Raw genomic sequence first — 12,309 nt, 5'->3', positions numbered from 1 at the left:
AAAACCTACCACTTGGGTTCTTCTTCCACCTGGTAGGTGGCTCCGCAGTAGGGGCAGTTGATCATGGCAGCCCCGGATACAATCGTCATATTCTTTGCGGAAAGTACGCCCCCGCACTGGTCGCATTTCAGCTTTTCAAGGTTGAGCTGACCCGGTGCTTCAAAGGTTTGGTGCACATTCACTTCCCTGACGATAGGCTTGAGACGCGAAAGGTAGATCATGACAGCTCCGGCGGAAAGAAGAATTCCCCCTATGATCAGCCGGCCGGCCATGAGCCCCTGAGCTTTCGCGACGGGGTGGAACGCGGCAACCATGAAGAGAACACCCATGACAAGAAAGAGTGCAGCGAGGAGGCCGGCAATGATTTTCATACCGTTTCCTTATGGACGAGATAGAGTGAGGATGCATCGGGAACTAACGCCAGGGTTCCACAATCTTCCGGTAAAGTCCGGCCATCCCAGCGATGGATATTCATTCTGGAAAGAAGCCCGGAAGGAAGGGAAGAGCAGAGGTGGATCGCACAGTGACGGGTTTTCATGAGGAAGCTAAGGGCGGTGTGGCCATAAATCTTGAAATCCCTGTGGAGTGCTTCCGTGATCGTTCGAATGTCTCCAAGGTTAAGAAACTGGTCCATCTCTTCCGATCCCAGACCGTCCGGACAGTCGGCATAGAGAAAAATCTGCCCACCGGGCTTTACGGCCTGAAAGACATTTTCCAGGGCCTTGTGGGACTGGATGAAGTTAAGATCCTTCGGGTGACCCCCTGCGGAAACGATGATCGTGTCAAAGGAGTGTGAAACGTTGAGTTCCAGGTGGGTTCGTACAAAGGAAACCGCATCCAGGAATGCCTCGTTTTTCCCCAGGGTCATGGCAACGATTCGTTTCCCGGACATGACCGTGTGGATGCAGGCAAAGGAGTGGGGAAAGAGCCCCATGGCCTCCACCATGTCTTCGTGGACGGGATTCCCCTCAAGATTGGCGAGCCGTGCCGCCTGATTTTTTCCCATCGCGGGATCATCATGGAGGACGAAGCGATGGTTGGCCTGGATGGTTTTCCTTGAGGTGCATCCGGGAAGGAAGATTTTTCGGCCACCGGAGAATCCCGCGTAGTAGTGGGGTCGGACCAGGGTGATTCCCATAACAAAATCGGCCTCAAGTATGGACCGGTGAAAGGCGACGGGTGTGCCCCGGGATGTGGTTCCCACGGATCCATAGCTTTCTTCATCGTCACACTGGTTTTGTACGACGTCCCAATCTTCCGGAAGGGGACCAAGGTGACGCGATACTTCGTCGCGGGTCATTTCTCGATGGGTTCCCCGAGCTATCAAAACGGTGACCTTTCGTCCAATCAGGGATGGCTTCAGTGCCGCAAAGAAACGGGGGAGGGGAATGGCCCGGGTTCCGTCGGGTACAAGGAGGACCACACGCTCTGCCGGGGGTATCGCGTCCCGAAGCATCGCCCGAATCTGCTCGTCCGTCAGTTCGGGTATGTCCCCGGTCGGATGGAAGAGCGATAATGATTGATACTGGTTTGGTGCGGGTGTGAAGGTGGTCCCCCCGCAGGGGAACAACGTACTCATCGAACGCGGGTGCCGGGAAGGATATCCTGTTTGGGAAAGAGAATGGAGGGTTTCCCGTCGAGATCGGCGGCGAGGAGCATCCCGTTGGATTCCACCCCGCGGATCACGGCAGGCTGAAGGTTCGCAACAATGACGATCTTTTTTCCTACAAGCTCCGCAGGCTCATATTGCTGGGCAACTCCGGCAACGATCTGGCGATCTCCGGAGCCGTCGAAAAGCTGAAGCTTCAGTAACTTGGAGGTTCCCTCCACGGGTTCCGCGGCCCTGACCTCGGCCACGATCAGATGAATATTCATAAAGTTGTCAAAGGTTACGGTCTGCATGGTGCTTCCTCCCTGGTTCAGTTCGGCTTGACGGTCTGTTCCAGTTCCCGGATTCGGTCAGTGATGTCCCGGTACGTGCTCTGAATTCCATAGATTTCTAGAAAGGTCTTATAAGCATTATCGGAATCTCCGATCTGGAGGAATAGATTGCCCAGGTCATACATGAGACCAAGCTGTTCATCCTCGGAAATGGTCGGGGATTCCAGACCTTTTCGGTACCATTTTTCGGCAAGCTGGGGCATGCCTTTTTCAAGGAAGCACATCCCCAGCATGCTGCAGCATTCAATCATATGCGAGTCCGATTTGGCCGCAATCTGAAACTCGCTGATGGCTTCGTCCAAAAGGGACATTTCCTTATAAGCAATCCCGAGGTTGTAATGAGTATCGTAGTCTTCGGAACTCAGCTGTTGTTCCACACCCTTTTTGAATTGCTGGAATATTTCATCCAGGCTGGGTTCTTTCTCATCGGGGATATCGGTACTGATGAGATCGTCACCTTCGATCTCCCGTTCAAGTTCGGAGGCGAGGTCAAAGAATTCTTCCTCGTCCGCAAATAAACTTTCCCCGTCTTCCTGCTCGGGAACAGCCTGGACGGCTTCCGCGGTCACGGCAAGACGTTCGTCCAGCTGTGTCTTTCGTGTCTTGAGTTCGGGAGAATCCGGATATTTGACGATGAGATCGTCCATAACCTTGCGGGCCTCATCCAAAAGATCCTGATCAAGATAGAAGTCAAGCTCTCCGAGCTGTTCCACCGTAGGACCTGAGGGTGGAACCGTGGCCTCGACGGGAGTGACATCAATCTGTTGCGCGATATCGACCGGTTTAACCTTCTTGGGTTTTACGGTCCCCTTTACCTGCTGCGCAAGCTTTTCCAGATCTCCCAGACCGGTTGGTGTGGATACTTTAATCTTATCGATCGGTTTGGCAACCTTGGTTTTTGGCGTTTTGAAAATTTCACTGGACAGGGAGTCGAAATCGACCTGAGGAATGGAGGGTTTCTTCTTGGGTGGAGGAGGTGTAGGGGCAGGTTTCTTTACTTCGGGCCTGACGGCTGCGGGTTCCGGTTCTTCCTCTTCCAGAATCGCTTCGAGCTCGACCTCAGGCTCTTCCTCCACCACGGTGAGCTCAGCTTCGGGTTCCTCTTCCACCACTTCAATCGCGGGTTCGGTTTCATCCTCACTCGACAGGGTGAGATCGACGGCTTCATCTTGATCCAGGGCTACAGGCTCAATTTCTGCTTCTTCTGCCTCAACAGCCTCTGCATCCAGATCGATTTCATCGATCTCGGAAAGATCAACGGTTTCGAAGGTTTCTTCAGCTTCCAGTTCCACTTCGGGAATCGAAGGTTCTTCTTCGGGAAGTTGTGCCTCCTCTTCGGAGAATTCAAGGCTCTCAAGATCTCCGACCTCGAATTCAGGCTGTGTATCCTCACTCCCCATCTCTTCTCCGGCAATTTCTTCTTCAGCCCCTTCTTCCTCGAAGGAAAGATCGAATGTCTCTTCCTCAACAACTTCATCTTCCGGAGATACCGGTTGTGTTGCCTCAAGGTCCATGGGACCCGCGGCAACTTCTTCGAGAGAGATTCCGGAGGAGAGCATCTGCTCCTTCAGGGTCTCAGCCTCGTTGAGGCGACCGCTTGAAAGAAAGAGCGTGTACAGTTTGGATGCGTAAGTCTGGATTGCCGCTTCGTTTGCTTCCTGCTGGTAAATTTCAATGATCTTCTGATGGGCCGAAATGGAGTCCGGGACTTTCTGGATAATCTCTTCCAGTTGCTCTACGGCCCTGTCCAGGAGACCGTACTTTACAAAGACTTCCACTTCGACCATCCGTTCGTTGACGAAGGCTTCCAGCTCCGGACTTAATTCTTCGACGGCGGATTCTTCGGCCGGGGATTCCGTTTCGGAAAATTCCTCAAGCTCGGGAATCTGGATTTCCGGCAACTCTTCAAGGTCGGCTTCACTGAGCTCTTCCTCTCCCGCGGGCGTCATCGATTCGACCGTCGGGCGCTTCCCCATCTTTCCCTGGATATAGGCGAGCTTCTCACGATGCTGAGTGTTGTCGGGCTCAAGGTCAATCAATGCCTTTGCCGTTTCCTCGGCCCGGTCGAAGAGATTGATCTGACAATAGGCCTCGATCAGCTGACCCATCGTGAAGATGACATAGGTTTCCTGATTTTGAGATTGGTAAATTTCAAGGAGTTTCTGCAGTGCCGAGACCTGGTGCGGTTCTCTTTTCAGCACGGTTTGAAGGATGTTCATGGCCCTGGAAGTATCTTTGTTACTGTAGGCCAGGTCTGCTGCGGAAATCATGGCATCGGCGGCTTCATCGGGCTGATTCAGTTTGTAGTGAAGGTTGCCTTTGGTTTCAAAGAGGTTGATGGCAGTAGGGTTCTTCCGCAGAGCACTCTGTACCATCCGGATGGCTTCGTCATACTTTCCATCCTTTTCGTAGGCCTTGAGAAGGATTTCAACGATTTCCTGATCGTTCGGATTGTTTTCCGCGGCTGTATGGAGAATCTCCATGGCTTCTGTCACGTTGCCGGAGTTGGTCAACGTGTCTGCAAGCCGCTTGGCGAGATCCACGTTCCCGGGATCCAGTTTAATCGCCTGCTGATATACCTTGATCGCTTCCTGGAGATGTCCCCGGCGTGCCAGCATGGAACCGATTTTCTGGTATTCCTCAATGGCTCGATCCGGAGCTCCGGCCTTCTGAAAGAGTTCGGCCAGCTTCCCGCGGGCTGCAATATTTTCGTTATCCATCTGGACAATCCGCTGATAGATGTCCAGAGCCTTGCGATGTTCTTCCTGCCGAATGTAATAATCCGCAAGGTACTGAAAGTGGCTGGCGGCTTCCCGGGGCATATTCTGCTTAAGGTAGAGATCCCCCAGCTTTTCATACACCTCGAGAATGGAGGGGTCCAGCTTATTGATCTTTTTAAGGATGGCAATGGCCCGAAGGAAAAATCCGTCATCGGCGAAATGGTCTGCAATTCTCTGAAAGACCTGGATAGCTTCCTTGATGCGATTGATTCGCGTATAGAGATCGCCGATTCGATTCAGAGTATTCGTATCATTGGGATTATCATCAATAATCCTCTGATATTCTTTGATCGCCGCTTCGATCTTTCCCTTCGAAACGAGTTTTTCTGCTGCGGCGACGATCTTCTCCTTATTCAGGGCCAATGGTTCCCCTTTACTTAGCGAACTTCCTCGATCCGGGCGGCCTTACCCGCCAGGTTTCTCAGGTAATACAATTTGGCTCTTCGAACTTTTCCATGGCGGACGACTTCAAACTGCGCGACGGTCGGGCTGTGGAGAGGAAAGATACGCTCGACTCCAACGCCTCCAGAAATTTTTCGCACGGTGACGGTTTCATGAATTCCGGAACCCTTCCGACCAATTACTGTGCCCTGGAAGATCTGGATCCGCACCTTTTCTCCCTCTGTAACCTTTACGTGGACGCGAACCGTATCCCCGGGCTTGATCGGTGGGAGTTGTTTCATCTCGGTTCGCAGCCTGTGCGTGATCATGTCACTCATTGTAGATTCCTCCTAAAGTTGAATCCTTATTATATTAGGTTTGACTTGAAAGTGCAACAGAGATACCGGGCTTAATCGACCGGCTTGATCCCCAGATCCCGAATGATTTCGATCATGCCTTCGATCTTTTCCCGGATCTCTTTCTTCTCCTTTTCCCAGGTGTCGTCACTTGAATCTTTCAGCTTCTCGATGTCCTCTTCAAGCTCCGAAATCCTTTCGGCCTGCGCCTTGTATCGCTCCACCAGAGTTTCAATTGCCTTCTCCAATTGCGAAACAGTATCCATGGGGCCTCCTGCTATCCGAACGTGACGTTGGGAACGGTCAGCACGCTCGCTACGATGCGATCGCGCTGTTCGTTGACTTCTTCCTGTGTTAAGGATCGATCCATACTCTGAAATTCGAGACGGAACGTCGTCTTGATGATGCCATCCTTCTGCGTGAAACGGTCCTTGAGAATCACACGGAGAAGGTGGTCCGGCCGGGAAGACCAGATCGCTTTCAACATGTGGGAAAAGGTAGTCCCGGGATTGTGGCCGAAGGTGACATCAGCCACGATGCCGGGAAAGCTGGAGAATGCCGTAAATTCAGGAAGGCGCTTCTCTCCCCGTAAGAGACCGGGCAGATGGATTTCTGCAAAATACACTGACTCCCTGGACACCTTTCCGCAGAAGGCGACCGGAGTTCCATTCAGACGAACCATGGCACTCTGATAGGGGTGAAGGGAGTCGATCGTCGCAGATTCCCACACCGGTGTATCTCGGGTAACGCGGCCGATCAGATCGGAAACCATTCCCTTGAGGTCAAAGAGAGAGTAAGTTCCCTGCTCTTTAATCCAGAGTGGAGCCTTTCTGCCGGAGAGCAGAATACCCAGGTGAAGATAGCTCTCGTACCCGCCCTCGATTCGTCCATAAACCTGCCCGATTTCAAAGAGGGCCAGATCGGCTCTGCCGCGGGAACGGTTCAGTGCATGGGTCCGCAAAAGGCCCGGCAGGAGGGATACACGAAGGAATGCTGCGGTTTCGGCCAGAGGATTGGAGAGCTTTACGTTTTTCAGGGGAACCAGGGGCTGTTGAAACCGGTTGTCTTCTTCATTCTGAAAGACATAAGAATAAACTTCAGAGAGGCCTACGGAACAGGCGGCATCCCGCATCGACTCTTCCAGTCGGACATCATCTTTAAACCTGCGTGTCCCAAGTTGTACTTCCGGCATCTCGGCCGGGATCCGGTCATAACCATAGTGACGTGCGATCTCCTCCACGAGGTCGATTTCTTCCAGGAGGTCGGGACGGAATGGGGGAGGCGTAACCTTCCACCCGTCTTCGGCTGGATCGATCGTACAACCCAGAAATGTCAGAGTGGATAAAATAAAATCATCTTCAATCGAGATTCCCAGAAGGTCAAAGAGTCGGTCTCGGCGAAACAGGATCCGTGGAGGCTGGAAAGGCTCCGGACAGGCGTCCACAACATCGGTAGCCGGGTTACCGCAATCGAGCTGACGGATGAGATGCTCGGCCAGACCAAGGGCCTGAACCGGAATTTCCGGATCCTGACCCCGACTGAACCGTTGAGATGCTTCAGTTGTCAATCCCAATCGGCGGCTGGTTCTCCGGATCGTTGTCGGGTCGAAATAGGCTGACTCAAGGAGAACGGTTCTCGTGGAGGGTCCAATTTCAGAGTCTTCTCCGCCCATTATCCCGGCCAAAGCGCAGGCACGGCTTTCGTCTGCAATGACGAGATCCTCAGCAGTCAAGGTTCGTTCCACCCCATCCAGGGTGGTAAGTCGCTCACCCTGTCGAGCTTTCCGGACGATAATCCTGCGCCCCGTGAGTTTTTCAAAATCGAAGGCATGGAGGGGTTGACCGTACGCGGCAAGAACATAATTTGTGATGTCAACCATGTTGTTTATCGGGCGGATGCCGATCCGGTCGAGCCGTTCGGCAAGCCAGGCAGGAGAGGGCCCCACCTTGACTTCCCGAATCAGTTGACATGCATATCGGGGACACGCTTCGGCATCTTCGATTGTTACGGAGGTATTTACGGATGTAGGGTCTCCATCCGAACCTGGCGTGTGGGCAAGGTTTTTCATGGGAAGCCGCAGTGCGGCGGAGAGTTCCCTTGCGACCCCTCGATGAGAGAGTGCATCGGGCCGGTTTGTTGTCAGATCGAGATCAAAAACGGTATCGTTTTCCAGCGTATCCACAGTGTCTACGGTAAGGCCGACCCTGGTCAGAATGTCAAGAAGCTCCCGGTCAGTTCGATCGGTTTGCACCCATTCACGTATCCATGCCATGGAATATCGCATCAGAATTGCTCCAGCAGACGGACATCGCTCTCAAAGAGCAGACGGATGTTTGGAATCCCGTATTTCAGCATGGCCACCCGGTCGAGTCCCATTCCAAAGGCAAACCCCATCCACTCCTCCGGGTCGAATCCAACGTTATTCAAGACGGCAGGGTGAATCATTCCCGCACCCATGATCTCCACCCAACCGGTTCTGGAGCAGACGGTACAGCCTTCACCGCTGCAGAAGATGCAGGAAATATCCACTTCGGCCGATGGTTCGGTAAAGGGAAAGAAGGAGGGTCTGAAGCGTACCTTTGTTCCTTCCCCGAAGAGTCGGTTGAGAAAGTGTTCCAATGTGCCCTTGAAATGTCGGAAATCCATTTTCCGGTCAATGGCAAATCCTTCCACCTGGTGGAACTGCGGACTATGTCTTGGGCTGTCATCCCTTCGGAAGACACGGCCCGGTGCCAGAATCAGAAGGGGAGGCTGGTGGTTCATCATGGTGTGGATTTGAATATTGCTGGTGTGGGTTCGGAGCAGGAAGCCATCTTCCAGGTAGAAGGTGTCCTGCGTATCCCTCGCCGGATGGTCGGGCGGCATATTCAGGGCGGTAAAGTTGAACCAGTCATTCTCGATTTCCGGACCTGACTCCACGGTGTACCCCATGCCGGAAAAGATTTCTTCCATCTCCCGCCTCATGAGGGTAATCGGGTGGAGATGGCCGCGGGCCGGGGGCAGGCCGGGAAGGGTTACATCGATCCGCTCGGCTTCCAGCTTTTGCGTTTCCAGGTGGCCGGCCAGTTCCGATTCCTTAACGGAAAAAGCTTCCTCCATTTCTGCCTGGAGAGCATTAATCGAGGCGCCAAAGCCCTTTCTATCTTCCGGAGCAAGGTCCTTCATGGAGGCAAAGGCCTGTTTAATCAGGCCCGATTTTCTCGAAAAGTATTTAAGACGAACTTCTTCCAGCGAACGGCTGTCAGTTATGCGTTCGAGATCGGAAAGGAAAGTCTGGCGAAGGGCATCAACATTCACGCCTGCAGGGCCTGGCGGGCCACGTCTACCAGTTGAGTGAATCCCTGGGGATCATGGACGGCCATGTCGGCAAGAATCTTACGATTGATGGCAATCTCGCCTGTGTGCAGCCCGTGAATGAATTGGGAATAGGATACCCCGTTCAGTCGGCAGGCGGCGTTGATCCGGACACTCCACAGGCGGCGAAAATCGCGTTTCCGCGCTCTGCGGTCCCGATAGGCAAACTGCAGAGATCGTTCCACCTGTTCCTTGACGGTCCGGTAAAGACGGCGGCGGGTTCCGAAGTACCCTTTTGCCCTCTCAAGAAGCTTCTTTCGGCGTTGGAGTTTGTTGTTTCCGCGTCGTACTCTTGGCATGGTGCTTCCCTTCCCTTAGGCGTACGGCAGGAGTTCCCGGATTGTCTGGTAATCCGCTACGGACACGTTGCCGCCCTTACGGAGCTGGCGTTTCCGCTTCCTGCTCTTTTTCGTGAGAATATGGCTCTTGTTGGCACACGAGCGCTTGATCTTTCCGCTCGCGGTCAATCGAAACCTCTTCGCTGTTCCTCTATGCGTCTTCATCTTCGGCATGATGTCCTCCTTGCTGATGCCGTGTCAGTCTTTTCGCTTTGGAGTCAGAACGACGTTGATATTCCTCTCAGAGAAAACAGGATCACCTTCCACGACTCCATAATCGGCGACCTCGCTTAACAGCCGGTCGATAACTTTCTGCCCCAGTTCCTGCCTCCGCATCTCACGCCCCCGGAAACGGATGGTAATTTTGACCCTGTTTCCCTCTTCAAGAAACTTGATCGTCCGTTTCTTCTTCACATTGAAGTCGTGATCGTCGATCTGGGGCCTGAAGACCACTTCCTTCACGTGAATCACATGCTGCTTCTTCTTCGATTCCTTAATCCGCTTCTTTATCTGGTAGAGGTGCTTTCCAAAATCCATCAGCTTACAGACAGGAGGAACGGCTTCCGGCGCAACCTCGACCAGGTCAAGTTCTTTGGACCTGGCGTGTTTGAGTGCTTCCTGAAGGGATAGGATGCCCAATTGTTCCCCTGAATCACTGATGAGCCGCACCTGCGACGAGCGGATCTCATTGTTCACCCTGAGTTCTTTACTGATGTGTCCCTCCCGGAAGCATAATCACTCCTCGATAAAATTTAGGCGCAAGCGGATTTGAACCGCTGACCTCTACCGTGTGAAGGTAGCGCTCTAACCAGCTGAGCTATGCGCCTTCGGTGTTATGGTAGGCGCGAGCGGACTTGAACCGCTGACCTCTACCGTGTCAAGGTAGCGCTCTAACCAAACTGAGCTACGCGCCTGTAACGGGGCAATTATAATGACATGAAGCGGTCTTGTCAACCTTTTACTTATGGATAAAATCAGTTTTCCGGGTGAGTTTCCTGCGCCGGGCATACTGTTTTCTTCCCTTTTATTATTTGATAGGGACTCCCGCATATCGGGCACGGCTCAGGCAGCGGCTTGCTCCACATGGCAAAGTCACATTTGGGATAGGCGGAGCAACCGTAAAACACCTTGCCCTTCTTGGATATTCTGGAAACGATCCGGCCTTCACACCCTTCCCGTGGACAGGCGACACCCGTATCTTCCGCCTTAAAGGCAGTCTTGAATTTTCGTGTGTTCTTGCAATCCGGGTATCCGGAACATGCATAGAACTGTCCGAATCGTCCGCGTTTTAATACCATGGGGGATCCGCATTTTTCACAGGGCTCCGCATCATCCGCCGTGATATCCCGTGTGAAATCACATTCGGGATAGTTGGAACAGCCGATGAACTGACCCTTCTTCCCAAATTTGGTTAAAAGCTCCTTACCGCATTTCGGGCAGGGTTCTTCGATGGGGATCCCGCGAACACGCTCGATGGATTTTGTCGCTTCATCCAGATCCAGGGTGAATTTCTTAAAGAAATCCGTAAGGATATCAAATCGTTTCGCGTCCCCTGCCTCGATCTGATCCAGCTGTCCTTCCAGGTTTGCCGTATAGGCTTCATTAATAATGTCGGGAAAGGAAGAGACCAGCATGGTGTTCACCGTTCGACCCAGCTGTGTGGGAACCAGGGCCTGATCATCCTTTAAACAGTAGTCACGGGTCTGAATGGTGGAGATGATCGATGCATAGGTGGAAGGACGTCCGATTCCCTTTTCTTCCAGGGCTTTCACCAGGGTCGCTTCCGTGTACCGGGGAGGGGGCTGAGTGAAATTCTGCTTCACTTCAAGATCTGCGAGATCCAGGTCCTGTCCGGGTTTTACGGCAGGAAGACGGGGATCGTCTTTTCCGTTCTCCGCTTCCCCGTAGACGCGGAAGTAACCGGGAAATGTGACAACGTCCCCCTTGGCCTTGAACATGGCCGGACCATTGTCGATTTTAATTTCAGTGTGGTCCAGGACCGCAGGAGCCATCTGGGAGGCCACAAAGCGCGAATAGATCAGGGCGTAGAGCTTCCATTCCTCAGGAGACAGGTGAGGCTTAACGAGTTCCGGCGTCAGCTCAACAGAGGATGGACGTATCGCTTCGTGCGCATCCTGGATCGAGTTCTTGTTCTTGTAGATTCGGGGTTTGGAAGGAAGATATTCCGATCCAAAGGCTGCCATGATATGGTTCCGCGCTTCATCGAGGGCTTCCGGGGCAATGCGAAGCGAATCGGTGCGCATATAGGTGATTAATCCCTGCTCACCATGTTCCCCCAGGTTTTTTCCCTCATAGAGAGCCTGTGCCAGTTTCATGGTCTTCTTCACGGGGAAACGAAATCGTCGGTGGGCTTCCTGCTGGAGCTTGGCCGTGGTGAAGGGAGGCGGCGGCGTCTTTTTCTTCTCCGCAGTGGAGACGTCATTCACGGTAAAGGTGCCGGCTCGTAATTCGTTCTCGAGGGCACGCGCTTCCTCTTCTGTGGAGATCTTGGCTTTTTTCCCGTGGAGTTTTTCCAGGGAAGCCTTGAAGACTGGCGGTTGATCCGCTTCGAGCTCTGCTGTGAAGGTCCAGTACTCTTCCGAGACAAAGGCCTCCCGTTCAGATTCCCGATCGCAGATCATGCGGAGCGCCACACTCTGAACCCGTCCGGCGGACAGTCCCCTGCGGACCTTTTTCCAAAGCAGGGGGGAGAGGTGATACCCCATCAGCCGGTCAAGGATCCTGCGGGTCTGCTGGGCTTCAACTCGATCTGCATCGATTCGGCCCGGTTTGTTCATTGCCGCCTGAACCGCCTGGCGCGTAATCTGTTGAAAGAGAACACGGTGGATGCGTTCTGGATCGGCATCCAGAATTTCGGCTATGTGCCAGGCAATCGCTTCCCCTTCCCGGTCGGGGTCGGTTGCGATATAGATCTGCTCTGCCGATTTTGCCCCCGATTTCAATTCCGTGACGATCTTCTTCTTGTCCCGGGGGATCAGGTACTGGGGCTCAAATCCATGCTCGACATCCACTCCAATCTTGCTCTTAGGCAGATCCCGGATATGTCCGACGGACGCGATGACGCGAACGTCCTTTCCGAGATACCGATGGATGGTGCGGGCCTTTGCGGGCGATTCGACGATAACGAGACGCTTCATA

Annotated in this window: 12 protein-coding genes and 2 tRNA genes; all 14 read right to left on the bottom strand. The window is 53.3% G+C overall.

From position 1 onward, the window contains the following. Positions 1–5: 5 nt before the first annotated feature. Positions 6–371 (bottom strand): hypothetical protein, encoded by a 366-nt coding sequence (locus tag PLD04_11265; GenBank protein HXK68913.1) that lies wholly within the window; start codon positions 369–371, stop codon positions 6–8. Further along, positions 368–1,579 (bottom strand): nickel-dependent lactate racemase, encoded by a 1,212-nt coding sequence (larA, locus tag PLD04_11260; protein HXK68912.1) that lies wholly within the window; start codon positions 1,577–1,579, stop codon positions 368–370. Before larA ends, PLD04_11265 begins: the two co-directional genes overlap by 4 nt. After that, positions 1,576–1,902 carry a methionine--tRNA ligase subunit beta gene (gene metG, locus PLD04_11255; GenBank protein ID HXK68911.1) on the bottom strand — a complete coding sequence of 109 codons (327 nt, stop codon included), beginning with the start codon at positions 1,900–1,902 and terminating at the stop codon, positions 1,576–1,578. The genes larA and metG overlap by 4 nt, the downstream gene beginning before the upstream one ends. Before the next feature lie 17 nt (positions 1,903–1,919). Then, positions 1,920–5,084: a tetratricopeptide repeat protein gene (locus tag PLD04_11250; protein HXK68910.1), complete on the bottom strand. Its 3,165-nt coding sequence runs from the start codon at positions 5,082–5,084 to the stop codon at positions 1,920–1,922. Between the two features lie 14 nt (positions 5,085–5,098). After that, on the bottom strand, positions 5,099–5,440 hold the full coding sequence (rplS, locus tag PLD04_11245) for a 50S ribosomal protein L19 (GenBank protein HXK68909.1): 342 nt from the start codon (positions 5,438–5,440) through the stop codon (positions 5,099–5,101). Positions 5,441–5,511: 71 nt separating this feature from the next. Next, positions 5,512–5,724 carry a hypothetical protein gene (locus tag PLD04_11240; GenBank protein ID HXK68908.1) on the bottom strand — a complete coding sequence of 71 codons (213 nt, stop codon included), beginning with the start codon at positions 5,722–5,724 and terminating at the stop codon, positions 5,512–5,514. An 11-nt stretch (positions 5,725–5,735) separates the two neighbouring features. Continuing rightward, positions 5,736–7,742 (bottom strand): phenylalanine--tRNA ligase subunit beta, encoded by a 2,007-nt coding sequence (pheT, locus tag PLD04_11235; GenBank protein ID HXK68907.1) that lies wholly within the window; start codon positions 7,740–7,742, stop codon positions 5,736–5,738. Continuing rightward, the gene (pheS, locus tag PLD04_11230) at positions 7,742–8,755 is read right to left on the bottom strand and encodes a phenylalanine--tRNA ligase subunit alpha (GenBank protein ID HXK68906.1); all 1,014 of its coding nucleotides are present in this window, start codon (positions 8,753–8,755) and stop codon (positions 7,742–7,744) included. Before pheS ends, pheT begins: the two co-directional genes overlap by 1 nt. Continuing rightward, a complete protein-coding gene (gene rplT / locus PLD04_11225) occupies positions 8,752–9,111 on the bottom strand; it encodes a 50S ribosomal protein L20 (protein ID HXK68905.1) in 360 nt (119 codons plus the stop codon). Before rplT ends, pheS begins: the two co-directional genes overlap by 4 nt. A 15-nt stretch (positions 9,112–9,126) precedes the next feature. Beyond that, on the bottom strand, positions 9,127–9,324 hold the full coding sequence (gene rpmI, locus PLD04_11220) for a 50S ribosomal protein L35 (protein ID HXK68904.1): 198 nt from the start codon (positions 9,322–9,324) through the stop codon (positions 9,127–9,129). 24 nt (positions 9,325–9,348) lie between these two features. After that, positions 9,349–9,846: a translation initiation factor IF-3 gene (gene infC, locus PLD04_11215; protein HXK68903.1), complete on the bottom strand. Its 498-nt coding sequence runs from the start codon at positions 9,844–9,846 to the stop codon at positions 9,349–9,351. Between the two features lie 57 nt (positions 9,847–9,903). Beyond that, a tRNA-Val gene (locus tag PLD04_11210) sits at positions 9,904–9,977 on the bottom strand. 9 nt (positions 9,978–9,986) lie between these two features. Further along, positions 9,987–10,064, bottom strand: a tRNA-Val gene (locus tag PLD04_11205). A gap of 60 nt (positions 10,065–10,124) precedes the next feature. Continuing rightward, positions 10,125–12,308 (bottom strand): type I DNA topoisomerase, encoded by a 2,184-nt coding sequence (gene topA / locus PLD04_11200; protein ID HXK68902.1) that lies wholly within the window; start codon positions 12,306–12,308, stop codon positions 10,125–10,127. Between the last annotated feature and the right edge of the window lies 1 nt (position 12,309).

The organism is Thermoanaerobaculia bacterium, from assembly GCA_035593605.1.
In the GTDB taxonomy this organism is placed as follows: Bacteria; Acidobacteriota; Thermoanaerobaculia; order UBA2201; family DAOSWS01; genus DAOSWS01.
This window is presented reverse-complemented; position numbering and strand designations above follow the sequence as displayed.